At 66.2% G+C, this 26368-nt stretch carries 18 protein-coding genes; 11 read left to right on the forward strand and 7 right to left on the reverse strand.

The window, feature by feature from the left end; translation table 11 throughout:
- Positions 1-68 precede the first annotated feature (68 nt).
- The 3 genes from NZU74_03695 to NZU74_03705 all read left to right on the forward strand — a co-directional run bounded on the left by NZU74_03695 (position 69) and on the right by NZU74_03705 (position 4914).
- The gene (locus NZU74_03695) at positions 69-2546 is read left to right on the forward strand and encodes a VIT domain-containing protein (GenBank protein ID MCS6880413.1); all 2478 of its coding nucleotides are present in this window, start codon (positions 69-71) and stop codon (positions 2544-2546) included.
- A 252-nt stretch (positions 2547-2798) separates the two neighbouring features.
- Positions 2799-3746, forward strand: a complete 948-nt coding sequence (locus tag NZU74_03700; GenBank protein ID MCS6880414.1) for an AAA family ATPase — start codon at positions 2799-2801, stop codon at positions 3744-3746.
- Positions 3747-3753: 7 nt separating this feature from the next.
- A complete protein-coding gene (locus tag NZU74_03705) occupies positions 3754-4914 on the forward strand; it encodes a damage-control phosphatase ARMT1 family protein (GenBank protein ID MCS6880415.1) in 1161 nt (386 codons plus the stop codon).
- Positions 4915-5101: 187 nt separating this feature from the next.
- On the opposite strand, the gene NZU74_03710 is transcribed toward NZU74_03705, so the two are convergent.
- From NZU74_03710 to NZU74_03720, 3 genes are all read right to left on the reverse strand, one after another.
- Positions 5102-6517: an ABC transporter substrate-binding protein gene (locus NZU74_03710; protein MCS6880416.1), complete on the reverse strand. Its 1416-nt coding sequence runs from the start codon at positions 6515-6517 to the stop codon at positions 5102-5104.
- Between the two features lie 216 nt (positions 6518-6733).
- On the reverse strand, positions 6734-7624 hold the full coding sequence (locus NZU74_03715) for a carbohydrate ABC transporter permease (GenBank protein ID MCS6880417.1): 891 nt from the start codon (positions 7622-7624) through the stop codon (positions 6734-6736).
- A complete protein-coding gene (locus tag NZU74_03720) occupies positions 7617-8528 on the reverse strand; it encodes a sugar ABC transporter permease (protein MCS6880418.1) in 912 nt (303 codons plus the stop codon). Before NZU74_03720 ends, NZU74_03715 begins: the two co-directional genes overlap by 8 nt.
- A gap of 242 nt (positions 8529-8770) precedes the next feature.
- Between NZU74_03720 and NZU74_03725 the strand changes: the two genes are divergently transcribed.
- The 3 genes from NZU74_03725 (at position 8771) to NZU74_03735 (ending at position 11038) form a co-directional block, all read left to right on the forward strand.
- Complete coding sequence (locus NZU74_03725; GenBank protein MCS6880419.1) at positions 8771-9361, forward strand: META domain-containing protein; 591 nt, start codon at positions 8771-8773, stop codon at positions 9359-9361.
- Positions 9362-9390: 29 nt separating this feature from the next.
- Positions 9391-9801 carry a hypothetical protein gene (locus NZU74_03730; protein MCS6880420.1) on the forward strand — a complete coding sequence of 137 codons (411 nt, stop codon included), beginning with the start codon at positions 9391-9393 and terminating at the stop codon, positions 9799-9801.
- Positions 9802-9973: 172 nt separating this feature from the next.
- The gene (locus NZU74_03735) at positions 9974-11038 is read left to right on the forward strand and encodes a patatin-like phospholipase family protein (GenBank protein MCS6880421.1); all 1065 of its coding nucleotides are present in this window, start codon (positions 9974-9976) and stop codon (positions 11036-11038) included.
- Positions 11039-11182: 144 nt separating this feature from the next.
- Here the strand turns inward: NZU74_03735 and NZU74_03740 are convergent, their stop codons facing one another.
- From NZU74_03740 to NZU74_03750, 3 genes are all read right to left on the reverse strand, one after another.
- Positions 11183-12223, reverse strand: a complete 1041-nt coding sequence (locus NZU74_03740; GenBank protein ID MCS6880422.1) for a WYL domain-containing protein — start codon at positions 12221-12223, stop codon at positions 11183-11185.
- Complete coding sequence (locus tag NZU74_03745) at positions 12220-12456, reverse strand: hypothetical protein (GenBank protein MCS6880423.1); 237 nt, start codon at positions 12454-12456, stop codon at positions 12220-12222. Before NZU74_03745 ends, NZU74_03740 begins: the two co-directional genes overlap by 4 nt.
- Before the next feature lie 596 nt (positions 12457-13052).
- The gene (locus tag NZU74_03750) at positions 13053-14609 is read right to left on the reverse strand and encodes an acyl-CoA synthetase (protein MCS6880424.1); all 1557 of its coding nucleotides are present in this window, start codon (positions 14607-14609) and stop codon (positions 13053-13055) included.
- A gap of 303 nt (positions 14610-14912) precedes the next feature.
- On the opposite strand from NZU74_03750, the gene NZU74_03755 reads away from it, so the two are divergent.
- Entirely contained in the window at positions 14913-16925 is a 2013-nt protein-coding gene (locus tag NZU74_03755; GenBank protein ID MCS6880425.1) for a 5'-nucleotidase C-terminal domain-containing protein, read from the forward strand.
- A 124-nt stretch (positions 16926-17049) separates the two neighbouring features.
- Here the strand turns inward: NZU74_03755 and ppdK are convergent, their stop codons facing one another.
- Positions 17050-19680, reverse strand: coding sequence for a pyruvate, phosphate dikinase (ppdK, locus tag NZU74_03760; protein MCS6880426.1), 2631 nt, complete (start codon positions 19678-19680; stop codon positions 17050-17052).
- A 693-nt stretch (positions 19681-20373) separates the two neighbouring features.
- Here ppdK and NZU74_03765 point away from each other — a divergent pair.
- From NZU74_03765 to casB, 4 genes are read left to right on the forward strand one after another with little or no spacing between them, the layout of a single operon-like run.
- Positions 20374-21372 carry a WYL domain-containing protein gene (locus tag NZU74_03765; protein ID MCS6880427.1) on the forward strand — a complete coding sequence of 333 codons (999 nt, stop codon included), beginning with the start codon at positions 20374-20376 and terminating at the stop codon, positions 21370-21372.
- On the forward strand, positions 21365-24139 hold the full coding sequence (cas3, locus tag NZU74_03770) for a CRISPR-associated helicase Cas3' (protein ID MCS6880428.1): 2775 nt from the start codon (positions 21365-21367) through the stop codon (positions 24137-24139). The genes NZU74_03765 and cas3 overlap by 8 nt, the downstream gene beginning before the upstream one ends.
- On the forward strand, positions 24136-25743 hold the full coding sequence (casA, locus tag NZU74_03775; protein MCS6880429.1) for a type I-E CRISPR-associated protein Cse1/CasA: 1608 nt from the start codon (positions 24136-24138) through the stop codon (positions 25741-25743). The genes cas3 and casA overlap by 4 nt, the downstream gene beginning before the upstream one ends.
- The gene (gene casB, locus NZU74_03780; GenBank protein MCS6880430.1) at positions 25736-26245 is read left to right on the forward strand and encodes a type I-E CRISPR-associated protein Cse2/CasB; all 510 of its coding nucleotides are present in this window, start codon (positions 25736-25738) and stop codon (positions 26243-26245) included. The genes casA and casB overlap by 8 nt, the downstream gene beginning before the upstream one ends.
- Positions 26246-26368 lie beyond the last annotated feature (123 nt).

Genomic DNA, 26368 nt, shown 5'->3' on the forward strand with positions numbered 1-26368 from the left:
GTCCCGGCGCAGCTTCAGTTGCGAAGCGGGTGCTGGCGCTGGCCAGCATAGTACGAAGGAGGTCCGTCATGGCCCGAGCCGAGCCTGCCCCTGATGCTTCCGTCTCCGGAGGGAGGCTTCTGCCGCGCGAGGCGAGCCTGCCGCCTGTGCCGCTGGAGCATACGACCATTACTGTTGAGGTAGTCGGCCCGCTTGCCGAAACGATAGTAACCCAGCGCTTTCGCAATCGTCACCATGCGGCGCTCGACGCGCTGTACGTCTTTCCGCTGCCCTCCGAGGCGGCGGTCAGTGCGCTGGAACTGCGGGTCGGCGAGCGGCTGATCTGCGGCACGGTGCAACCTCGCGCCGAGGCCCGGCGCCTGTTTGACCAGGCTGCCGAGCAGGGCCACGATGCGGCGCTGCTGGCCCAGGAACGCCCGAATATGCTCAGCGTCGAGGTGGCGAACCTGCAACCGGACGAGATCGTGGAGGTGCGCCTGGGCTACTTCGAGCGCGTCCCCTACGATGATGGCTGGTTCACCCTGGTGGTGCCGACAGTTGTGCTGCCCCGCTATCTGCCGGGAGGTGCGCTGGCCAATCCGAAGGAGGGCGCCGTCCCGCTGCTGCCGCCTGGAGTTGCCGGCCATACCCTGTCGGTCGAGATCAGCCTCGATGTGGGCCGCCTGGCCGAGATAGACATCCCCGACGATCAGTTCGAGGTGCGCGAAGCCCGTGGGCGCCACATTGCGACCCTGCGCGACCCCGTCGCGGTTCCTGATCGCGATCTGGTGTTGCGCTACCGTCCAGCCGGCGCCGGCTACCGCGCCGCGACCTTTGTCTATCGCGAGGCCGGGCGTCCCGGCGCGCTGCTGTTGTCCCTGACTCCGCAGGCGGTTCCTGCGCTCGAAGAGGTGCTGCCCCGCGAGATGCTCTTCGTCTTCGACCGCAGCGGCTCGATGGGGGGAGAAAGCATCGTGCAGGCGCGTAATGCCCTGCGCGCCTGTCTGCGCGCGCTCAATCCCGGAGATAGTTTCAACATCTTTCCGTTCGACAATTTTGTTGAACGTCTGGCCCCCACGCCCCTGCCCTTCACCCAGGCGAACGTTGATGCGGCGGATCGCTATATCGCCGGCATTGAGGCCCGTGGCGGCACGGAGATTGTCGCCGCGCTGGCCGAGGCGCTGGCCCAACCGCGCGATCCGAAACGCCTGCGGGTCGTGGTCTTCCTCACCGACGGGGCGGTAGGCAACGAGAACCTGGTGCTGCGGGAGCTGACCGCGCGCCTGGGCGAGGCGCGCGTGTTCGCCTTCGGCGTGGGATCGGCGGTGAACCGCTTCCTGCTCGATAAGCTGGCCGAGGTGGGTCGGGGCGTGACCGAGTACATTCTGCCCGGCGAGGCGATCGAGCTGGCCGTGGAGCGCTTTCAGCGCCGCGCCGCCCTGCCCCTGCTGCGCGACCTGCATATCGAGTGGGGCGGCGCCCACGTGAGCGAGGTGTTGCCCACTCCCCTGCCCGATCTCTACGCGGGTCAGCCGCTGATCGTTATGGCCCGGTTCAATGCTCCCCACGATGAGCGGGCCTTGCTGACGCTCAAGGCTCGCGCAGCGCGCGGCAGTTTCGCCGAGACCCTTGTGCTCGATCTGCCAGCCTCCACGCCTGATCGCGGCGGGGTCTGGGCCGCGCTGCCGAAGCTCTGGGCGCGAGCGCGCATCGCCGCCCTGGAGGACACGGCCCGCCTGGAACCGCGCCATGCCCCGGCGCTGGAGCAGGAGATTCTGGCTCTGGCCCTGGAGCATGGCCTCCTCTCCAGCCAGACCGCTTTCGTGGCCGTCGAGGCGCCGCCACCGAACACGGGGCGGCAGCGCGCCGAAGGGCAGGTGGTGGTTCCGGTGCATCTCCCTGCCGGCGCCCGGCGCGAGGCGTTCGAAGGGTCGGCAGCCCCCGCGCTTCTGGGCGGCGTGATGTACGCGGCCAGCGCTATGCCGAGCTTCCGGGCGCCGCTCGGGCGATTTCTGGCGCGTGCCCAGAGTGTGGGTGAAACCGCCCCCTCGATGCCCCGGACCACGCGCGGCGCGCCCCCTGCGGCGCCGCGCGCGGCCCCCGCGCCGGTTGAGCGCCGCGACGCGGCCCTGCGCTACCTGGCGCGCACGCAGGCGGTCAATGGCAGCTGGGCCGAGGACGAGCAGGCCACCGCCCTGGCGGCGCTGGCGTTTGCCCTGGCCGGTCACACTGCCCACGCGGGCGCGTTTCGCCCCCAGCTCATCCGTGCTGCCCGCTGGCTGGCGGCGCACGCTCCCGCCAGAGGCGCGCTGGCCGGCCTGGCCCGCGCCGCGCTTGAAGGCGCGCCGGTGGAAGCGGCCGCCGCAGCCGCGGCGGCCGAGGCGACCCTGCGCGCCGCGGGGTTGAGCCGGGCCGAGGCCGTGGCGCTTCAGCGTCTGGGCGGCGACGCCGATGGCGCTGTGGCGCCCCCCGTCGCCGATCCCCTCCGACCCACGGCGACGACCCTGGCCCTGACCGCTGCGGTAGCGATCCTTGTGGTTGATGAGAGCACTGACCGGAATGCTTGATCCGCTGAGGACATTGAGCCGTGTGGCTCGCGGCGCTCGCGCCGCCGTGGTTGTGGATCAGCTTTTTCGAGAAACGCTACAGGCGCGGGGAACCAGGTTTCCCCGCGCCCCTGCCGGTGGGCGGAAGGGAGCAGCCCGCCCGGGCGGGGGGAACCGGGGGCTGTACTCGCCCGTTACCTGCGGGGCGATCAGGTTGTCCCGCGTCCCGGCTGGCGGCAACACTCGTGCTAACCTTCTAGCGGAGCGAACCTCATGCACACCCAGGCCCTCGCGGAACGGATCCGCGCCGAAGCGCGCAAGGTGCTGGTTGGTCAGGACGAGCCGTTCACCCTCTTGCTGGTTGCTCTGCTGGCCGGCGGCCATGTCTTGCTTGAAGGCGCTCCCGGCACCGCCAAGACGCTCATGGCCAAAACGCTGGCCCTGCTCGTGCGGGCCGAGTTCAAGCGCGTGCAGTTCACCCCCGATCTGATGCCTTCGGACGTGCTGGGCACCCAGGTGTTCGATATGGCGACGGGCCAGTTCCGGCTCCGGCGCGGGCCGATCTTTACCCAACTGCTCCTGGGCGATGAGATCAACCGCGCTCCGGCCAAGACCCAGAGCGCTCTGCTGGAGGCCATGGAGGAGCGCCAGGTGACCATCGAAGGCGAACGGCTGCCCCTGCCCGATCCGTTCTTTGTGGTCGCCACTCAGAACCCCATCGAGTATGAGGGCACCTATCCCCTCCCTGAAGCGCAGCTCGACCGCTTTCTCTTCAAACTGCTCCTGGACTATCCGCCTTCCGAGGTGGAAATGGAGGTCCTGCGGCGCTACCACCACGGCTTCGATGCCCACCGGCTGGAGGAAGCGGGCCTGCGTCCGGTGATCGCGCCCGCCGATCTGCAAGCCTGCCGCGCCGAGATCCGCGAGGTGACCGTCGAGGAGGGTGTGCTCGGCTACATCGGGCGCATCGCCCAGGAGAGCCGGCGCAGCCCTGACCTGCTGATGGGCGGCTCAACCCGCGCCAGCATCGCTCTGCTGCTGAGCGCCAAGGCCTACGCCGCCATCCACGGGCGCAACTTCGTGACGCCCGATGATGTGAAGGCGCTGGTGCGTCCGGTCTTCCGCCACCGGATCATTCTGCGGCCCGAAGCCGAAATCGAAGGACTGACACCCGATACGGCCCTCGGGCGCGTGCTTGCCCGTGTCGAGGCGCCACGCTAAACTGCCTATGCGCCAGCCCGCGTTGCCTCTGCCGCCGCCACTGCGCGGCGCCGACCCGGACTCGTTCGCCCGCGATACGGTGCTGCGCCGTCTGCCGGCCATCGCCGGGCGCGTGCTCGCCGAGAACGACCTCGATCCCGAGGCGGCGCGCGCCGTCGCCGCCCTGGCCGCTGAGATACCCGCTACGCCGCTGCGCCCTCTCGCCGACGATGCGGCGCCTGATCTGGCTCTCTGGCAGGGCTACCTGGCGCCTTACACCGGCCAGGACTGGCTCGCCGTGCCCTGGTTCCTCGCCGAGACGTACTTCTACCGGCGCATCCTGGAGGCGGTCGGCTACTTCCGACCCCGCTCCGGCGCCTTTGGCCGCGACCCCTACGCGCACCAGAAGCGCCTGGGACTCGAACAGACCTCCCTGAGCGGCCTGAGCGATGAACCGTTGCCGCTCGACGCGGCGCTGCGCGGGGCGCTGTGGGGCAACCAGGCTGACCTGAGCCTCTGGCCCGCGGATGCCGGTGACGGACCGGGAGGGGCCATGCTGCTGGCCGATGACGGCCCCGCGGCTCTGGCCCGTCTCGAGGCGCTGATCGCCAGCTCGGCCACGGTTGATGTGGTGCTCGACAACGCTGGCGCCGAACTGGTTCACGACCTGCTCCTGGCCGACGCGCTGCTCGTCCGGGGCCTGCAAGTGCGGCTGCACGCCAAAACCCACCCGACCTTCGTTTCCGACGCGACCGCTGGCGACGTGCGCGACACGATCACCTGGCTGGCGGACCGGCCCGGCCCCGTCGCCGTCGCCGCTGAGCGCCTGATTGCCGCGCTGGCCACCGGTCGCCTGACGCTGTACGACGACTGGTTCTGGACCTCGCCCCTGGCGGGCTGGGAGATGCCCGAGGCTCTCTATCATACCCTGGCGATGTCGGGCTTGCTGATCAGCAAGGGCGATGCCAACTACCGTCGCTGGCTCGGCGATCGCCACTGGCCCGCCGATACGCCCCTGGAGGCTGTCCTCGGCTATGCCCCGGCGCCGCTGCTGCTCCTGCGAACCTGTAAGTCCGAAGTTGCCATCGGCCTCGATCAGGCGCGTGTCGCAGCGGCGGCGGCGCGTGATCCGCAGTGGATGACCAACGGGCGCTGGGGATTGGTGCAGTTTGTCGGGATCACACCCTGAGTAGTGTGTAAAGGAAGTTGCGTGGCATTTCCGCCCTCCTCCCAGCCTCCCCCCGTTGGGGGGAGGCGCCGCACTCCCTCCCCCGGCGGGGGAGGGTTGGGGAGGGGGCGGAGGTGCCGAAAAACTGAGGGGAGATGGCGTGGGGAAACCTGGTTTCCCCACCCTGCCGCGGCATTCGGACAGGCGCTTAGCCTTCGACCGCCTTCAGATCCTCAACCACCGGTTTGGCGGCCTCAGTCAACTCCTCGTTCACTTCGCCAAACACCCTGGCCGTATCCTCGGCGTTGACGATGATCCGCTCCAGGCCCTTGCCGATGATCTGGTCGCCGTTACGCACGAAGACGCGCGCAGCGTCCTGGGCGCGGGTTAGCGGCAGTTGATCCACGGCGGTCTTGAAGTTGGGGTTCTTGGCGAAGAAGGCCTGCATCTCGGGCGATTGCTTGGTGCTGATGCGCACCGGCATGTAGCCCGTGTCGCGCGCCCAGATGCCCGCCTGCTCGGGATTGGTGGCGAAGGCGATGTACTTCATCGCAGCGAGCTGCTTTTCAGCGGGCGTCTCGGTGGGGATGGCCAGACCCGCGCCGCCGGTGCAGCAGCCGAAGTAGGTCTCTTTAGGCAGGAAGCCCACGCCAACCTCGAAGGGCGCGTTGCGCGTGATGCCGCTGAGCGCCCCGGTAGAGGCCAGCATCGCGGCTCCGACGCCGCTGATGAAGTCCTTGTTCAGATCCTGCACCAGCGTGGCCCAGCCGAGCTTGTTGGCGGTGTCCTGGTAGAACTGCCCTGCCCGGAGGGTGTTCGGATCGGTCATGGTCATAGTGAAGTCAGGAAGGGAGTACTGGCCGCCGTGCTGCCAGGTGACGCCCTGGAACAGCCAGGCGATGTAGCTGGCCCCGGTAGGGTGCAGGAAAGCGGCGCGAGTCAGTTTGTCGCCCTCTTTGACGACCAGCTTCGGCGCCCACTCGCCGAACTCGGCCCAGGTCTCGGGGGCGCGGTCGGGCAGCCCGGCTTCGGCCCAGAGTTGCTTATTATAGTAGAACAGCGGCGTCGAGCGGGCGAAGGGGATCCAGTAGTGCTTGTTCTGGCGCACGCCTTCGTTGAGCAGCACCGGCTCGTAGTCGGCGAAATCCAGGTTAACCTGCTTTGCCAGATCGTCGAGCTGGGTGATAGCCCCCGCCAGGTAGAAGCCGAACCACCAGACATCAGAGAGCAGGATAACGTCAGGGATGGTGCGGGCCTGCAGGGCCGCCGTAAACTTCTGCGCGGTCTCCTCGTAGCTGCCCTGGAACTGGTACTCGACGCGCACTTCGTTCTGCGACTCGTTGAAACGCTTGACCATGGCCTGCTCGGCCTCGCCAAGCACGCCGCTGAATGACCCCCAGTAGGTGATATTAACGGTCGAGCCGGTCTGGCTGACGACAGTCGGAGCCGCGGTGGTTGGGGCTGGCGCGGTCGTCGGCGCGGGGGCGGTGGTCGGGGCGGGGGCCGCGGGGGCCGTCGTCGGCGCGGCAGGCGCCTGGGCGCCGCAGGCCGCCAGAGCCGTGGCGCCGCCGCCGGCAATCAGCATCCGCAGCATCTGGCGACGAGACAGCTTGCGCTGCTCCATGCGAGGATCTCCTTTCTCCATACTCGCGAGCATCTGTATGCACACGGGGGTCCCTCAGCCCCCGGAGGTGCCGTTCAAGACCCTTTCCGACCAGGCGGGGTCAGCACTCAGGAGGGTGCGCAACCCTCCGGGTTGCGCATGCGATTCGATTGCCAGGTCTCATCCGGATGCCATATACGACAATCGAAAATCCAAAATCTGCAATCCAAAATCGCATTATCCCTTCACTGCGCCAGCGGCAATGCCTTCCACGATGTAACGCTGGACGAACAGGAAGACGATTATCACCGGGATGATCAAAAACAGCGATCCGGCCATCACCACGCCCCAGTTGATGGCGCCCTCGCTCTCGCTCAGCCAGTAGATGCCAACCGGCAGGGTGCGCATATTGGCGGTGTTGGTGACGATCAGCGGCCAGAGAAAATCGTTCCACTTCGCCACTAGCGAGAGCAGGGCCATGGTCACGATGGCCGGCTGGGCCATGGGAATGACGATGCTTACCAGTATGCGGAGGTGCCCCGCGCCGTCCACCCGCGCGGCCTCGATCACCTCGTAGGGCAGGGCCAGGAAGGCCTGGCGCAGCAGGAAGGTGCCGTAGGCAATGGCCGCGCCGGGAATGATGATGCCGGCATAGGTGTTGATCCAGCCTAGCCGGGCGATGGTCAGGTAGTTAGGCACGATGGTAATCTCCACCGGCACCATCAACGCCGCCAGGAGCAGCAGAAAGACAAGATCCTTGCGCGGAAAACGCAGAAAGGCCAGGGCGTAAGCCGAGGTGACGGCAAAGAACACCTCCAGGCCCATCCCTCCCAGGGTGGTGATGAAGCTGTTCAGGTAAAAGCGTCCGAAGGGGGCCGCGTTCCACGCCGCGGGGAAGTTCGCAAAGGTCGGTGTCTGCGGAAACCAGGTCGGCGGGCCGTAGATCTCCTCGGTGGTTTTGAAGGCCGCGATCACCGTCCAGTACACTGGCAGGCCGATCACCAGCACTGCCAGGAGCATGGCCAGGTAACCGACGGCGCGCCAGCGGCGCCCGCGCCGCCGCGCCGCCGCGCTCTCCACCGGCTGGGTGAGAACCAGTTCGTCGCTCAGGGCCATACGGTCATCCATAGGATACGCGGCGCTCCAGATAGCGCACCTGGATCAGCGTCAGCACGAGCATGATCAGAAACAGCGTCACCGCGACGACGCCGGCCTTGCCCGCATCGTAGGTCACGAAGCCCAGCTCATAGAGGTAGAAGACCAGGGTGGTCGTAGCGTTCACCGGCCCGCCCTCGGTCAGCACTTTGATGATGTCGAAGGCCTGAAAGGTCGCCAGCACACTGGTGACCGAGAGAAAGAAAGCCACCGGCGACAATCCGGGCAGGGTCACGTGACGGAAGCGCGCCCACGGCCCCGCCCCGTCCACCAGGGCCGCGTCGTAGAGTTCGCGCGGGATGCCCTGCAGGCCCGCCAGGTAGATCACTACCGCGTAGCCCAGATTTTTCCAGACGTAGACGATGATCACTGCCGGCATAGCCCACCGGGTTGTTCCTAGCCAGTCGGGCGAGTTCAGGCCCATCAGACCCAGGAGCTGGTCAATCAAGCCGTAGCGCGGGTCGAAGATGTAGCTCCACACCACCGCCACCACCGCGCCCGACATGACTACCGGCGAGAAGAGAACCGCCCGGGCGCCATTGCGAAAGCGCAGGGGCTGGTTGATCAGCAGCGCCAGAACCAGCCCAAGCGTCAGCGTCAGACCCACCGACCAGAAGGCGAACACCAGCGTGTTCAGCACGATCTCCCAGAACAACCTGCTGGTGAATACGCTTATATAATTGTCGAACCAGACAAAGGGCTTCACCGGGCGCAGGAAGTTCCAGCGCACGAAGCTCAGATAGGCGTTGTAGATCAGCGGCCAGTAGGTGAAAACGGCAAACAGGAACAGGTTCGGGCCGATCAATAAGACAAACAATATCCATTCGCGCCACCGGCGCGCCGGGGTTGAGTTGCCACGTTGTTCGAGGCTGACCATGGTAGATTCTGGATTGCTGTCAGGCGAGGGGTGTCCAGACGTGGTTTGCGTCGAGCCGATGCATGAACGGCACATCTGGACATGCGCACGCGCGGGACGGGATTCAACGCCCCCTTCGCGCACACCGCGGCGCCCGACCGGTTGCCTTTCTAAACCCGCTCGGACATATTAGCCCTGTCCTGTTAATCAATGTTGAAGTGAGCATTAATCAAAAATCAAATAATGGTTAAAGAACGCTCCAGATGCTGGTTTTCAGCCCCTGCCAAGCCACCCCGCTGGCCTTTCCACTCGCCCGGGGGCTGGTCCCGCGCCAGAAGATATGTGCTATGGTGGAGAGCCTGGCACTCTTCGGGCTGCCGATCTCGGAGCCGTTGACCGAGACTATCGAGGGGAAGGATTATACGGTACAATGGTTCGAGCGGGCGCGCTTCGAGCTTCACCCGGCGAACCGTCCGCCATTCAACGTTCTGGCTGGTCGCCTGGGGGCCGAAGTGCTCGCCTATCAGGGCGCCGCCGACCCGCTACGGGGCGCAGCCTGGCGCCTGGCAAGCTTTGGCCTGTTCGAGGCCCCCGAAGCCGTGTGCCCCGAACGCCCGGCGACCCTGAGCTTCGAGGCCAGGCGGGTGAGCGGCTTCAGCGGCTGTAACAACCTTAGCGGCTCTTACCGGGCCACTGCCGAGACGCTTACCTTCGGCCCGCCGACCTCGACGCCGGCCGCGTGCACCGATGAGGCCCTTACCCGGCAGGAGCGCGAGATCCTCAATCGGGGTTATGAGGTTATCACCCGCGGTCGCCCGACCACGGTGGAGGTGATTGTGCAGCCAGTATCATAGGTTTCGCCTTCAACCATGAAAGTCTAAACATGCAGAAAACCTCCCGTCCCTCGGCCCCGTCGCTGCCAATGCTTGTCTTCCAGATTATCGGCGCGATCATTGCCGGAGTCCTCTCTGGAGTATTGCTGGCATACCTGGCAAGCGCCTTGCTGCTGGCCCTGGGACTGGGCCAGCAACTGGGCATGGGCCTGCTAACGGTGCAGGTCTTCCTGGCGATCATCGGCTTCGGGGCCGGGGCGGGTCTGGGCGCGGCCCTGGCGGGGCGCCGTACCGGCCAGACGGGAAGCCTGTGGCTGGCAATGCTCGCCGGCGCCTCTACCGGTGCGCTGGTCGTGCTGGGAATGCGCCTGCCGCGCATTGGCGGTCTGGGCGCGCTGCTATGGGTCGGGCTGAGCCTCACCCTCGCGGCGGCCATCGGCGCCTATTATCTGCGGCGGTAGCCGCAGGGCGAAGGGCAACCTGGTTTCGCCATCCCTTTGCAACCAGCGGCAGGGCGCTGTTACTCACCCTCTCTCGAACCCTCTCCCTCTCCACTCCTACAGCGGAGAGAAAGAGGGCAGGGGGGACGGGTGAGGAACATACCTTATATTTTCCAAAGAAAGGATCTCTGCCATGTTCGCGCCGAAACCCAGTGGGCCGATCCGGGTCGCCATTGCCTGCCAGGGGGGTGGAAGCCACACCGCCTTCACCGCCGGGGTTCTCAAGCCGCTGCTACGCGCCGAGGAGGCCGGAAGGTATAAGATCGTTGGTTTGAGCGGCACCTCCGGCGGGGCGATCTGCGCCGCCCTGGCCTGGTACGGCCTGATGAAGCAAGCCCGCGGTGAATGGGATCGCGATCAGGTGATCGCCGTCCTTGACAGCTTCTGGCGCGACAACATGGCCCAATCTCTCTGGGAGCAAATCTGGAACGCCTGGACTGTGAGCCTGGTGCGGTTACATGCTTCGGGCAAACTGCCTGAACTGAAGACCAGCCCCTACCGGCCCGAGGTGGTCGTTGCCACCGAGCTGGCCAGACGCCTGGCCCCACGCCAGGAGTTCTTCGACCTGCGCCTGCTGCTCGAAAAGCACCTCAAGCTCGATGAGATCCCCCAGCCGGTGATCGAACCGCGCCTGCTGATCGGCGCCGTGGCGGTGCTCTCCGGGCGCTTCAAGGCCTTCGACTCGATGGCCGCCGAAATCTCAATTGACTCGATCCTCGCCTCCACCACCCTGCCGACGCTGTTCCAGGGCGTCCGCATTGGCGATGAGGTGTATTGGGACGGGCTGTTTTCGCAGAATCCACCCATCCGCGAGTTCCTGAGCAAGGTTGATGTGAGTCTCAAGCCCGATGAGATCTGGATCATTCGCATTAACCGCCAGGAGATCAGCGAGGAACCCACCAGTGTGGAGGAGATCGAGGATCGCCGTAATGCTCTGGCTGGCAATATCTCTCTAAACCACGAGATTGACGTCATTAACAAGATCAATGCCTGGCTTGCCGATAGCCTGATACGCAGCAAACTCTCCGGGCTGAAGCCGGTGGCCATTCACTCGATCTGGATGAGCGACGCGCTGAGGGAGAAACTCACCTTCGTCTCGAAACTGAACCGCGACCCCGGGTTTCTCACCGAGTTGATGAACGATGGCGAGATGCAGGGCGAGGCGTTCCTGGTGCATCGCGAAGCTGCGGGGTGGTAGGGGATGGAGGTGTGGAGGTGTGGAGGTGTGGAGGTGTGGAGGTGTGGAGGTGTGGAGGTGTGGAGGTGTGGAGGTGTAGCCCTGAACAGACTCCGGGTCTCTCTGCGTCCTCTGCGGTAAAACAAGCAAGGTGCGCAGACGTGCTCAGCCCGACCGCTCCGGCTCGGGCCGTTCGCCATAGATCGCGTGCAGACCACGGGCGGTCTGGGCGAACAACTCGATCAGCTCCGGCGGCTCCAGCACGACGCAGCCGTCCCCGTAGCGCAGGAGGATCTGCCGCGTCTGCCAGAGGTTGGTGACCGTGGCGGTAACGGTGGCGCTGCCATCGGGATGGTAAGTGATGCTGGTATCGGGGAAATAACTGGCGACATCGCGGCGGCGGGCGATCTGTGGCGCCAGCGTGTAACGAACGTGGTAGCGCGGGGCAGGGATGCGCTCCGGCGGCAGCACGGCGGGCAGGATCTCCACCGTCCCCGGCACGATCCGGTCCAGGCGGTAGTCAATGGCGGCGTGGATCGTTTCACCGCCGCGGGGGGTCACTTCAAGCAGGGTGGCGTCCAGGTAGCCGTGGCCTTCGGGGCGAAAAACGACGCCGTATGGCGCAACGCGGTGGCGGCGCGGCGTATCGAGGTCAAAGGTGCTCAGGTAGTCGAAGGCCAGTTCGCGGCGCTGCTCACAGGCGCGCTTGACGAGTTCGAGCACCCGCGGGTCAATCGGCCGCGCGCCCGTGTTCAAGGGCAGGCGCAGGGCCGGGCGCTGGCGGCGCAACTGCGCCTGGCGCGCTGGCGGGAGCAGCAGTTGCACCCGTTCCAGCAGCGCCCGCACGTGAACGTGTTCAGGTAAGCCGCTGCCAGGGGGAAAACTGGCGTCGAGGAAGGCCAGGGCCTCCATGCAGGCGTCGGGCAGGTCGAGCAGGGCCAGTTCACCCAGATCGTGGAGCACGTACTGGCGCATCCGGCGGTCGTAGCGGATCTGGCAGCCATACTCCCCCTTCAACGCGTCGAAGTCGTGCTTGAGCGCTGCCGCCGCCGCTGCCGGGTAGCCCTGTTCGCCCAGCTCTTCGTTGATGCGCGCCACCAGTTCGGCGCTGCTGGCAGGGCCGCGCAGAAGCGTGCGCACCAGCAGCAAGCGCCGCCGGAAGGTCAGCCAGGAACTGCGCTTGGTGCCGCCAGTGGGGTGATTCATGGCCCTCGGTTGAGATCATCGCGTCGCAGACGGGTATAAGCTCCCCAAAGTATAGCATACGCCTCGAACGAACTACGCGCCAGACCGAGCGCGGGGGCCGCGCTGATGATCAGCCGTTCCAGCGCGGGCGCGTCAAGCTCCCAGCCGTAGCGCTGATTGGCCTCCTGGGCCAGGGGCAGCCAGCCCTCCAGCAACCGCTGGCGCTGTGCCACATCCTCGATAGGCTTGCTCACAAATGTTCTCTCCGTCAGGACAAGGTTTCCTTGCGGGGAGAGTTTGCCTTCCCCGCGTCCTCCCATCGTCTCCGGGCAAGCAACGCTAAAACGCTCCTCCGGCGCACGTCGCAAGGGCCTTACGGTTCACGGACTTCCACCCAATCTTTCACTGTCCCCCGCTGTAAAGGACCAGGGCTCCTCATCCCGGCGAGTTTAAGGGCGGACAGAACACCCGAATGAACACCGTCGCTACCGCATTAGGACGGCCCCGAGCGCAGTTCTGGCCGCCTCTCTCCCGCACGCGGGAGAGGGGCAGGGGGTGAGGGTGAAACGGCGCATCCCAATGAATCACACCTGATTCGTTCTGTCCGCCCTAAGCCCCGGTGAGGGGAGGGTGGGAGGGGGGGCCGATCCGCATAAAACTGAGACATGAACCTGACCCTTCCGGAACCATGTCTTTCCACCAGTGTACACCCAGGGCGGGGCGCAAATGCGCCTGGGAAAATGGAGACCAGATTCCCCTACAACAGTTCTCGCATACCTCGAACCGAGGCTTGCCGATCACCAGTGACCGCCGGGACGGAATGGCCACGTCGCGCCTTCGCGCCTTTGCGTCAACCTTTCTGAGACATGCTCTCGTGTGTCATTTGTTCGCGCAACATATGCTTCTGCACCTTGCCCATGGCATTGCGCGGCAGACTGGCGACGACGCGGATCGTTCGCGGGCGCTTGTAGGCCGCCAGGCGTTCTCGGCAGAAGGCTTCCAGGTCCTCCGGGGCAGGCGGAGCCGCCGGGTCGCGCGGCACGATCGCCGCCGCCACACGCTCGCCAAACTCCGCGTCGGGCAGGCCGAAGACGGCGCACTCGGCCACTGCGGGATGCGCCAGCAGCGCCTCCTCCACCTCCCGCGGGTAGATGTTGTAGCCTCCGCTGATGATCAACTCCTTCGCCCGCCCGGTGATGGTGTAGTAGCCGTCGGCGCTGCGCCAGCCCAGGTCGCCCGTGCTGAACCAGCCGTCGGGGTGGAAAACCTCGGCGGTGGCTTCCGGGTTGCGCCAGTAGCCAGCGCAGACGTGCGGACCGCGCACCTCAATCTCGCCGATCACCCCGTCAGGCACAGGTTGCCGCGTCTGCACATCCACCACCCGGGCCTCCTGGCCGGGGAAGGGCAGCCCTACCGCCCCGGGGCGGCGCTCGCCGTCGTAGGGGTTGGTCATGTTCATCCCCGTTTCGGTCATGCCATAGCGTTCCAGGATGCGCTGACCAAACAGTTCCTCGAAGGCGGCGAAAGTCTGGGGGTCCAGCGGGGCCGAGCCTGAAACGAAGAGCCGCACGCACTTACCGGCCCGGCGTGCCAGCTCCGGGGCGGCCCGCGCCGCGGCGATCAGCCGGGTATACATCGTCGGCACGCCGAAGAACAGGGTGTGGGCGCCGCTGGCCAGCGCCGCTAACGCTGCTTCAGGCTCGAAGCGCGGCCAGAGGGTCAGGCTTGCGCCGGTGAGCAGGGTGCCGTGCACGCCTACCCCCAGCCCGTGAATATGAAACAGCGGCAGGGCGAGCAGCAGCCGATCATCTGCCGTCCAGCGCCAGGCGGCGGTGACGGCGGCGCTGTTAGCCGTCAGGCAGCCATGGGTGAGCATGGCGCCTTTAGCGCGCCCGGTAGTGCCAGAGGTGTAGGCCAGCACGGCCAGATCTTCCGGTGCGGGCAGTGGGGGAAGAGTGGCGTGGTGCGCTTCCTCCGGGGCCGGGCCAGCAGGCAGCAGCGCCCCCTCGGGGACCAGCAGCAGGGCCGGCGTGCTTGCCTCGCCGAGCACCTGGCGGAGCAGGGCGGCGCCATTCGCATCGGTGACCACGACCCGCGGCTCGCTGTCGCTCAGAATATGGCGCAGTTCCTGCTGCCGGTACTGGGTGTTGATCAGCACCGTTGCCCCGCCCTGCAACTGCGCGCCCAGATAGGCGCCGAGGAAGGCTGCGCCCCCCGGCAGGAACAGTCCCACCCGGTCGCCCCGTTGCAATCCCGGTGCGGCGTAGCGCGCCGCCCAGTCCTGGGCCAGACGCAGCAGCGCGCCATACGTCAGTACCTGATCGTCCCAACGCGCGCAGGCCCGCCCGGGGTCGGCGCGGGCGCGCTCCACGAAAGCGGCGAGGATCGAGGCTGGCGTGCGGTCCATTGGCGACTCCTTCATTGTTTGCCAATCCTGGCTTGATAATCCCTTAACTTACTCTTGATGGTCAGACGGTACAATCCTCGCGCGGTTCTGCGAGCCTATCCAATTGAGTTCCAGAGGGGCGCAGCCCTGCCTGATCCCGCCTTGAGTCAGGGTCGGGGAAGATCACGTTTCCCTGCTGCAACCCGGAGGGTTGCGCTTCTGAAGGACATATCTGGCCGGGCTCTCAACGCATCTCGTGCGCGCGAGGGCAATCCCCGCGCCAGTCCTGCCTCGCGTGCGAAGCCATGCCTGCAAGGAGGAACGATGACCACGTTGTCACGTCGGCGATTTCTCAAGGGTGCGATCGCCCTCGGGGCCGGAGCGGTGTTGTATCGCTACAGCGGTGGCTGGAAGATCATGCTGGCCGCTGGCCCCGAAGTGCGGCAACTGCGCCTGATCCACACCAACGACCATCACTCGCGGATCGAGCCGGCCACCGGCATTACCATACGCGCCGGAAGCGCCAGCGGCGCCCGTAACCTCGGCGGCGTGTCGCGCCGGCGCACGATCTTCGACCAGATCCGCGCCGATACGAGCTGGACGTCAAATGCCACCTATCAGCAGGACAAGATCTTCGTTGACGCTGGAGATATCTTCCAGGGCACCCTGTATTTTAACGCCTGGCGCGGCGAGGCCGATCACTATTTCTACAACAACCTGGGCTACGACGCCGTTACCATTGGCAACCACGAGTTTGACCTGGGCGATCAGGCCCTGGCCGATTTCATCCGAGGAGTGGGCTATCCTAACTCGACGACCACCAGCTTCCCCATTGTCAGCGCGAACATCACCGCGAGCGGTTCCTCGCCCCTGGCGCCCCTCTTTGAGGGCGATCTCTGGAGCACCCCTGGCCGCTGGGCCCGCGCGGTCGTCCGCACCCTGCCCAGCGGCGAGCGCGTGGGGATCATCGGTCTGACCACCGCCGAGACGCCGAACATTGCCAGCCCCTCGCGCGACGTGGCCTTTGGCGCCGATTACGCCTCGATTATCCAGCCGCTGATCAACACCCTGCGCGGCGCGCCCAATAACTGTCGCACGGTGATCTGCCTGTCGCACATCGGCTACGAAGGCGACCGCGCCCTGGCCGCCGCTGTGCGCGGGCTGAACATCATCGTTGGCGGGCACTCGCATACGCCGCTGCTTCCTGAAGGAGCGAGCCTGATCCCTGGCGCCACGCCGGTGGCGGCCTATCCGCAGCTCGTGAGGGATCTCGATAACGAAAATGTAGTAATCGTGCAGGATTGGGAGTGGGGCAAGTGGATCGGCGACCTGATCATCGGCTTCGATGCCGATGGGCGGGTGAGCAGCGTTGGTTCGGCCAGCCGGGTCATTCCCGTCTGGGCCAACGACGTGCCCTCCAGCCGCTCGCCGCTGCCGGGCGAGCCGCCGACGGCCATTGCTCCCTTCGCCGCCTTCGAGACCGCTATCACCAGCACCTTCAAGCCGCGCATTGACGCGCTCAACAACCAGATCTTCGGCGCCTCGCTGGTGGAACTGCCCAGCGCCGACGTGCGCGCCCGCGAGACCGCCCTGGGCAACCTGATTGCCGATGCCTTCCGCGAGCGCATCATCAGGGCCGGGGGCAACCCCGCGGGTGTGCCGATTGTGGCGATTATCAACGGCGGCGGTATCCGCACGAGCCTCCCGGCAGGCTCGCTCACTGTGGGGCGCCTGCGCGAGGTGATGCCCTTCGGCAACACGCTGTGCTACGTAGACCTGACCGGCGCGCAGCTCAAGGCCGCCCTGGAGAACGGCTACTCGGCGCTGCGGCCCGGCGCGGCGCTGGGCGCCGATCGCAACCCTGTCGGCACGGGACGCTTCGCGCAGGTTTCGGGCCTCAGGGTGGTGGTGGATGTTTCCGGCGACGCGGCCCAGCCGCCGCAGCCCGCCACCTCGACCCAGCCGGCCATCCCCGCCCGCCGAGGCACGCGCGTGCGCAGCGTGGAGGTGCAGGTGGGCGACCGCTTCGAGCCGCTCGATCCGGCACGGACCTACCGGGTGGTCACGAATAGCTTCATGTGGAATGGGGGAGACGGCTACAGCGTCTTCACCGCTGCTGGCGATCTGGCCGACCCCTCGGTGGGCGGCGGCAGGAACCGCTTCAACACCTTCTTGATTGACGCCGACGTGGTGCAGGAGTACATCGAGGCTCAGCCGAACAAGACCGTCAACCCACGGGTGGATGGACGCCTCAGCGTGCGCTACACGGTCCGGCTGCCCGTCCTGACCAACGCCGCGGCGTTGCGGCGGACGGACTTCTCCGACGCAGCGGATTGAGGTAGATACGGGGAAACCTGGTTTCCCCACCCCCTGTGAGGGTAGATAATGAGAGGGCCTGACCCTCTCACCGTCCTTAAAGGAGAGCCAGGGAGGGCCTGAGGCCCTCCCTGGCTCTTTCCGGCTACTTATCCCGTTTCGCCTCGCCGAGGGCGGCCTGGGCCGCCGCCAGGCGGGCGATGGGCACGCGGAAGGGCGAGCAACTGACGTAGTTGAGACCCACCTTGTGGAAGAACTCCACCGAGGCCGGGTCGCCGCCGTGCTCGCCGCAGACGCCCACCTTGAGGTCGGGACGGGTCTTGCGGCCCCGCTCGGTGCCTATCCGCACCAGTTCGCCTACGCCGCGCTGGTCAATGGTCTGGAAGGGGTCGTCACGGAGGATCTTGCGCTCGACGTAGAGCGGCAGGAAGCGGCCCGAGTCGTCGCGGGAGAGGCCGAGGGTGGTCTGGGTGAGGTCATTGGTGCCGAAGCTGAAGAACTCGGCCACCTCGGCGATCTCGTCGGCGGTCAGGGCGGCGCGGGGCAACTCTATCATCGTCCCCACCAGGTAAGGGATCTCGACCCCCTCCTCGGCGAAGACCTCGCTGGCCACGCGGCGCACCAGTTCCTCCTGGGGCTTCAACTCGGTGACGTGGCCGACGAGGGGGATCATCACCTCGGGGTGCACGTCAATGCCCTCTTTCTTGACCTTCGCGGCGGCCCTGAAGATCGCCCGGGCCTGCATTTCGGTGATCTCAGGGTAGATCAGGCCCAGGCGGCAGCCGCGGAAGCCGAGCATCGGGTTAGCCTCGCGCAGGCTATCCACGCGGCTCTTGACCTTCCTGGGGTCTACGCCGAGCTTGTTGGCCAGGGCCTCAATCTCATGCTCCTCGTGGGGCAGGAACTCGTGCAGGGGCGGGTCGAGGGTGCGGATGGTGACGGGCAGGCCGTTCATCACCCGGAAGAGGCCCTCGAAGTCGCCCTGCTGGAGCGGCTCGATCTTGGCCAGGGCGGCGCGGCGCTCCTCTTCGGTATCGGCGATGATCATCTCGCGCACCGCGTCAATGCGGTCGCCCTCGAAGAACATATGCTCGGTGCGGCAGAGGCCGATGCCCTCGGCGCCGAACTGGCGCGCCACCTCGGCATCGCGCGGAATGTCGGCGTTAGCGCGCACCCGCAAGGTGCGGAACTCGTCGGCCCAGGACATTAACTCGGCGAAATCGCCCGACAGCTCGGGCTGCACCGTCGGCATCTGGCCGGCGAAGACCTCGCCGGTGCTGCCATCGAGGGTGACCCAGTCGCCCTTGCGGATGGTAACGCCATTGACGGTCACCGACTGATCGGCGTAGTTGATGCGCAGATCGCCGGCGCCGGCCACGCAGGGCTTGCCCATACCACGGGCAACGACGGCGGCGTGCGAGGTCATTCCCCCTCTGGCCGTAAGAATGGCCTGGGCGGCGACCATGCCGTGGAAATCCTCGGGCGCGGTTTCGACGCGGATAAGGATGACCTTCTCGCCCAGGTTGCCAAGGTGCTCGGCCTCATCGGGGTCGAACACGGCCTTGCCGCTGGCGGCTCCCGGCGAAGCGGGCAGGCCGGTGGTGAGCGGCGCGGCCTTCTTGCGCGCCTCGGGGTCAATCGTGGGGTGGAGCAACTGGTCGAGGGCCGCCGGGTCCACCCGTTGCACGGCGGTAGCCTTATCAATGACTCCCTCGCGGCACATATCCACGGCGATCTTCACCGCCGCGGCGCCGGTGCGCTTGCCCGCGCGGGTCTGCAACATCCACAGCTTGCCGCGCTCGATGGTAAACTCGACGTCCTGGACATCCTTGTAGTGATGCTCGAGTTGCTTGGCAATCTGGTGGAACTGCTCGTAGACCTCGGGCATCTCCTCCTTAAGCTTGCTGATCGGCTGGGGCGTGCGGATGCCGGCCACCACGTCCTCGCCCTGGGCATTGACCAGGTACTCGCCGAAGATCTCCGGCTCGCCGGTGGCGGGGTTGCGGGTGAAGGCCACGCCGGTGGCCGAGTCATTGCCCATATTCCCGAAGACCATCGCCTGCACGTTCACGGCGGTGCCGAGGGTATCGGGGATCTTATTGATACGGCGGTAATCGCGGGCGCGACGCCCGTTCCAGGAGCGGAACACCGCCATCACGGCCTCGCGCAACTGCTCCTCAGGGTTCTCAGGGAAATCAACGCCCACGTCCTGCTTGATAATCGCCTTAAACTCATCGGCGATGGCCAGCAGTTCCTCGGTGGTCAGGTCGGTATCCTGGCGCTGGCCGTGGCCCTTGTAGCGATCCATGACGTGCTCGAAGCGTTCGCCCTCAACGCCCAGCACGATCTTGCCAAAAAGCTGGATGAAGCGGCGGTAAGCGTCGGCGGCGAAGCGGGGATTGTTGGTCAGTTTCGCCAGGCCCTCGAGGGTCTCCCGATTGAGACCGAGGTTGAGCACGGTGTCCATCATGCCGGGCATCGAGAACTTCGCGCCCGAGCGTACCGAAACGAGCAGCGGGTTGGACGGGTCGCCGAACTTCTTGCCGGTCTGGGCCTCAATTTCCTTCAGCCCCTCGAAGACCTGCTCCCACATTCCCTCCGGCGGCACCTGGCCATTAGCGTAGTAGGCGTTGCACGCCTCGGTGGTGATCGTAAAACCCGGAGGCACCGGCACGCCGGTGCGCGTCATTTCGGCAATGCCCGCGCCCTTGCCGCCGAGCAAGTCGCGCATGGTGGCATCGCCCTCATGGAAGAGGTACACCCACTTCTTGGTCATCGGGGATCCTCCTATTTGCTCGCGCCCATATCTGGCGCTTCAACTATACCGCCCCGATCCGCAAATGTCAAAGGAGTCAGTGGCTGTGCAAAGCCTCGGCGCGGGCGATGCGCGAGGATGGGCGGAAGATCTTTTCAGGAATTATATGTGTGGTTTCTTTTGTGGAGAAGGATGGCTGCCAGCGCCGGCTGGAGAGGTTGGAGGTTTCCCCGTGCCACCGACCGAGGGGTGGTTCGGTAGGATGTCGCCCCTCGTAATCCGAAGCATAGGCGCACCGATGCCCACCGGGGAGTCATGCATCTCAGGTGCAGGGTTTTTCGAGCGCGAAGGGGTTTTCGGCATTCCACTGCGCTTGCGATCCTCACCCCCCTGCCTCCCTCTCCACCGTAGGTGGAGAGGGGGAGTTAGGCGTCCCAATGCCCCGGATGGCGAATGTGACCTGCGGATGTGCCGGAAAAACCCCTACACCTGAGAAGGTGTCACGCCCGGTTGCCGGCACGCCCTTGGATTTCACCACGGTCTCGGAGGCATAGCCTCCGGGCCTTTTTTGCGCCCTTGCCGTTAATTCAGATAGAACCTTGCTGGTGCCGTGCCCGATACGACCGTTGCCTATGCTTTGACCTATGCGATCTCGGGAAAAAAACCGCACGATCTGCGGTCATCGCCTGCTATCCTCAGCCCAGGAGACCGATCATGCCTACAACAGAAACCCGCTACGAACGGCTGGATGCCATCGAGCGGCGTCTGGCCCGTAATCCCAAGGGCCTGACCACCAGCGAATTGGCCCGCGAATTCGGGGTTGACCCCGACACGATCCGGCGCGATCTCAATCTGCTGGAGGCCCGCGGGACGGGGTTGGTCAAACAGGGACGGCGCTATGTCATCGATCATCGGCGGGCATTGCATATGCTGAAGATTTCCAACAACGAAGCTCTGGCGCTCTACCTGGCCGCCCGTTTGCTGTCGCGGCACAGCGACGAGCATAACCCCCACGTTGTGAGCGCCCTCGACAAGCTGAGCGATGCGCTGCAAGCCAAGTCACCGCTGATCGCCGACCATATCGCGCGCGCCGCGGCGACCGTGCGTGAACGTCCAATCCGGCGCGCCTATGTCGAGGCGCTGGAGGCGCTCACCCAGGGGTGGGCGACCGGGCGCAAGGTGCGGTTGCGCTACCACTCCTATGGCAAAGATGAGACCACCGAGCGCCTGTTTGCCCCCTATTTCATTGAACCATCCGGGATCGGATATGCCTGTTATGCAATTGGCTTTGACGATCTGCGCGGCGAATTGCGAACGCTTAAAGTCGAGCGGATTCGCGAAGCGGCGCTGACCGATGAGGGGTTTACCATCCCCGCCGACTTCGATCCTGATCGCTTGCTCAGGTCGGCCTGGGGCGTGATCTGGCGCGATGAGGGCAGCATCGAGGTGGTTCTGCGCTTCGCCCCGACGGTGGTTCGGCGTCTCAAAGAGAGTGTCTGGCACATTAGCCAGCGCCTTGAAGATTGCCCCGATGGTTCGTGCCTGTTTACTGTGCGTGTCGGAAGCACAGTGGAGATGAAGCCCTGGATCCGGCAATGGGGCGCGGACGTGGAAGTGCTCGCCCCTGCCGATCTGCGCGCGGAGCTAGCCGCGGAGGCGCGGGCATTAGCCGCGTTGTATGCCGTGTCAGCGGAGGAGGGTCACGATGGCTGATCTGGACCTGCTGCAATTCTGGGGCAAGACTCCGCGCCCGGAATTGCCGGTCGAGCGCTTTCATCCGGCGATCTTCCACATGCTCGACGTTGCCTGTGTCGCCGAGGCGCTCGCGCGCGACGGTCCGCCACGGGCGCGCGAGGCGCTCGCCCACGCCTGGCGCGGCGCGAACATTGAAGCTCTGCTCAAATGGCTGCCTTTTCTGGTCGCCATCCACGATCTGGGCAAGATCTCCGCCGTCTTCCAGGGGCAAGACGAAGCGCAACGCCATCGTCTGGAGCGGGCGGGGGTGCGTTTCGACAATCGGCAGGTTGAACTCTATCACGCCCAGGTCAGCGCCCTGTGGCTCCACGACCGCCTCACCGCCATAGAGCCGGGCATCGCCCATGAACTGCTCTGGATCATTCGTGATGCCATGGGCGGGCACCACGGGCGCTTCGCCGAAGCGGCCATGAGCGATATTCGCAAGCGCCTGCACCATGCGGAACGCGCCGAGCCGCGCTGGAAAGACTGGCGCAACGAGGCCTATCGCCTGCTGCGCAATCTGCTGGCGCCCAGGGATGTCCCCCTGGCGGCAATCGGCGCGCCTGCCGCCCTCCGTCCGGCGACGGTGGCGCTGACCGGCCTGATCGTCTGGTGCGACTGGATCGGCTCTAATGAACGCGACTTTCCGCTCACCCCCGCGATGCGTGTGGAGGATTATCTCAACCTGAGCCGCCAGCGCGCGCGGGACGCGCTCACGACCCATCATCTGACGCATCGGCGCGCCGCTCCGGGCTACGCCGGCTTCCAGAAACTCTTTCCCGCAACCGCGCCCCGCCCGTTGCAGGCGCTGATTGACATCCTCGCCGACGATGCCCTGGCCGAGCCGCTGCTGGCGGTAATTGAAGCCCCTACCGGCGAGGGCAAGACGGAGGCGGCGCTGGCCCTCGCGCGACGCATCGCCGCCAGACGTGGAATTGACGAGATCTTCTTCGCCTTGCCGACGATGGCCACCGGCAACCAGATGTTTTCCCGTCTGGAGACCTTCTACCGCAATCTCTACGGCGCGGATGGCGGCGTGCGTCTGATCCACGGTCAGGCCATCGTAGTCGAGGAGGATCTGCGCCGACAGGTAGCCCTCCACGCCGACGCGGATCGGTACGATGCCGGGGGACGGAGCGCCGACGCGCTCCTGGAGTGGTTCGTTGGCCCCAAACGAGCCATGCTGGCGCCGTTTGGCGTGGGTACGGTGGACCAGGTTGAACTGGCCGGTCTCAACGTTCGCCACTATCCCCTCCGCCTGTTTGGTCTGGCCGGCAAGGTGGTGATCATTGACGAAGTGCATGCCTATGACGCCTACATGAGCGTCATCATCGAGCATACCCTGACCTGGCTCGCGACGCTGGGGTGTTCGGTCATTCTGCTGTCGGCCACCCTGCCCCGGGCGCGCCACCGGGCGCTGGCCCGGGCCTTTCTTAGCGGTCTGGGAGGCGGGCAGGCCACCGATCCCGCGCAAGATGCGCCGTATCCAGTGCTGGCGATCTATCGTCGTGCAGCCAGCGAGCAGCGTGAGTTCAACGTGTTTCGCCCCGAGCAACGCTTCACGCTGCGCGTGCGCCGCCTGGGGACGCCTGAGGAGGAAGCGCACCGTCTGGTTGAGTTGGTTCGCGGCGGCGGGGCCGTGGCCCGCATCTGCAACCGGGTAGACGACGCGCAGGCCATCTACCGGGCCCTGGGCGCGCTCGACGCCGCCGGGGCGCGCGTGCTGCTCCATGCGCGCTTTCCGCTGCACGAGCGGCAGGGCCGTGAACGGCGCATCGGCGATCTCCTGGGGAAAACCTCACAGCGCGCCCCTGATCAACCGATCATCGTGGTGGGCACGCAGGTACTGGAGCAGAGTCTCGACTACGACGTTGATGTGATGATCAGCGACTTCGCGCCGATTGACTTGCTCCTCCAGCGTGCCGGGCGGCTCCATCGCCATAGCCGTTCGCGCCCCGAGCGCCACCGCGAGCCGGCGCTGGAAGTGGCGCTCCCTCACGATGAGCAGGGCAACCCCGACTGGCGGCGCTGGCGGGCGATCTACGAGCCGTACATCCTCTGGCGCACGCTGGCGGCCCTCCGCGACGGCATGGCCGGTGACGAGCGTCTCGTAACCCTCCCCCGCGACTACCGGACCCTGATCGAGGCCGTCTACGGCGACGCGCCGCTCTCCGGGCCGTATGCTGGCGCGATCGCGGCCGCCGAACAGGCGTATCGCAAGACGATCAATCTGCAAACCGCCAGGGCGCGCAATCCGCTGGCGCCCGACGCGATGAGCCGCGCGCCGATCGTCGAGGACGGCGGTCGCGCGTTTATTGAAGACGAGACGGGTGAGGCGGCGAGCTGGCAACTGGCGAAGACGCGCCTGGGCGATCAAGTAACCCTTGTGCCGGTCTACGCGATTGATGGTGAGCTCTCGCTTGATGCTGGCGGCACCTTTCGCGTTCCCACCGACGCGCCGCCGACGCTTGAGCAGATGAAGGACCTGATCGCCTATGCCGTGCCGGTGAGTGACCGGGCCGTCATCGCCGCCTATCGCGATGAGCGCCGCGTCCGCGCCTTGCGCTGGCCCTGGAGCGCCATCCCGGCGCCGCTGCGCGGGCTGCACCCCCTCCCGCTGGATCCCCGGACCCACAGCGCCACGCTCAACGGACGGCGCCTGCGGCTCGACAACGAGTTGGGACTGGTGATTGAACAGGCTGATGCTGCTACCGAAGATGGCTGGTTCGAGGAGGACGTATGACCCTTTCCCCGCGATTTAATCTCTGGACCGATCCGTGGATCCGCGTGATCCGCGGCGATGGGGGCGATGATGAGGTCAGCATCGGCGACTGCCTGGTCCGGGCCCACGAACTGGCGGTGCTGAGCGATCCCTCCCCGCTGGTAGTTGGCGGGACGCAGCGCTTGCTGGCGGCGATCCTGCAGGCGATCTATCAACCAGGCGACGTCGGCGACATCGCCGCCCTGTTGGGCGCCGGGCGGTTCGATGAGGCCCGCCTGCGACAATTCGAGCGCGATTACGCCGCGCGCTTCGACCTGTTCCACCCCGAAGCCCCCTTTCTGCAGACCGGCGACGTGCCCCTCGACGGCTACCGGAAGCCGGAGAAAGGGCGACAACGGGCGTGGGGCGATCCGCAACCGGTGGCGCGGCTCTTCGCCGAAGTGCCGGTGGCGACCGAACGAACGCATTTCAACCACGTCACTGATGAGGGCCACCGCCTGTGCCCGGCGTGCTGCGCGCGCGGCCTGGTCACCGTGCCCGCGTTCGTGTCTTCTGGAGGCTCCGGCATGCACCCATCGATCAACGGCATGCCTCCCATTTACGTCCTGCCTGCCGGCGACAACCTGTTCGAGACCCTGGCCCTCTCTCTCATCAGCCGGGATTTGCAGCCGCGAACCGCCGATCCCGGGCGCGGCGACCAGGCCATCTGGACGAGCGATCCGCCCGTGGTAAACAAGGATCACGCGGTGGAGGCGGTGGGGTACCTCGAAAGTCTCACCTTTCCGGCGCGGCGCATGCGCCTGTATCCGCACACCGGCTCGACCCTCTGCACCCACTGCGGGCGGCCGGCAGCCGTTTTTGTGACCCATATGCTGTTTGAAATGGGACACTGGCTCAACAAGGAGGCAGGCATCTGGGATGACCCGTTCGTCGCCTTTCGCAACCCGCAAGGGCGCGCCAGGAGCAGCGACGCGGGCCCGCGGCCCGTGCGTCCGGAGGCGGGCAAGGCGCTCTGGCGCGAGTATGCCAATCTGTTGCTGGAAGAAGATGAGGCAGGGATACGCCCCCGCGTTGTGCGCCAGGTCTCGCTCTTAATCGAGCGGAGGACGCTTGCCGAGCGCCAGGAACTGCGGTTCCGCTGCATTGGTGTTCGCACCGATGGCAAGGCAAAGATCTTCGAGTGGCTCGACGAGGCGCTGGAGGCGCCGCCGGCCGTGCTCACCGATCCCGACGCCGCGGGCTACGTCCAGGCGGCGCTGGAGCAGGCGCATGAGGGAGCTTCCGTGCTCCGAAAGGTGTTCGATCGCCATTTTCGGCCCGAGCGCGGAGGGGCGCGACAGGATTTCGTCCGCTTCAACAGCGTGCGCGAACGTATGCTCGCCGATTACTGGCAGCGCATGGGCATGCATTTTCGCCGCTTCATCAATGACCTCCGTGACCCGCGACAACGCGACAACGCCGAACGGGGCTGGGCCAGGGCAGTGATCGAGGTGGTGCGGCCGTGCTTCAACGCGGCGCTGGACCAGGTTGGCGCGCGCGCCGATGCCCTGCGGGCGCGGGTCGAAGCGGAAAGCGATTGTGAACGATGGCTGTACGCAAAGAGAAAGGAGTGGCTGTATGAGTGAACCAACCCCGCGGCAGCAGCAGGTGGCTGCTTTCATTGCTGCGCTTGAGCGGCTGGACAACGCCGGGCGCGCGCGGCTCAAACGCAACGCCGGACGCGCCCTCCACGAGGCGCGGGATGTCCAGCGGGTCTTCGTCCAGGCCCTGCCTCCCGCGATCGCCGGGCGTCCCGAGGAGGAGATCTACTTTCTGGTCGCCACGCTCTACCCGCTGGCGAAGGCCCGCGACGACGGCGCCAGTCTGGGCGCGACCCTGCGCGCCGTGCGGCAGCTTCGCGGGAACGAGAGCCTTGACCGGCGCTTTCAGGCGCTGCTTGACAGCGACGCGGAACAACTACGCTTCCGCGCCCGGCAGGCTGTCCGGCTGGCGGCCGCCAGCGAGCAGCGGATTGATTGGGGGCGACTGCTGAGCGATCTGCTGGCCTGGGAACACCCTGATCGCTACGTGCAATTGCGCTGGGCGCGGGACTATTTTGTCGGCCAGCCCGCGACGGTTTCGTCATAACTCGACGCTGGCATTGCTCCTCTGCGGGGAAGTTCGGAGGGGCGCAGCCCCTCCGAAAGGGATTTCTGTCCGGGAGCCGCAGGCCCCGCCTTCTGGCGACGTGGTTGCGAACCGCCAGCGCAG

This window comes from Chloroflexaceae bacterium, assembly GCA_025057155.1.
GTDB lineage: Bacteria > Chloroflexota > Chloroflexia > Chloroflexales > Chloroflexaceae > JACAEO01.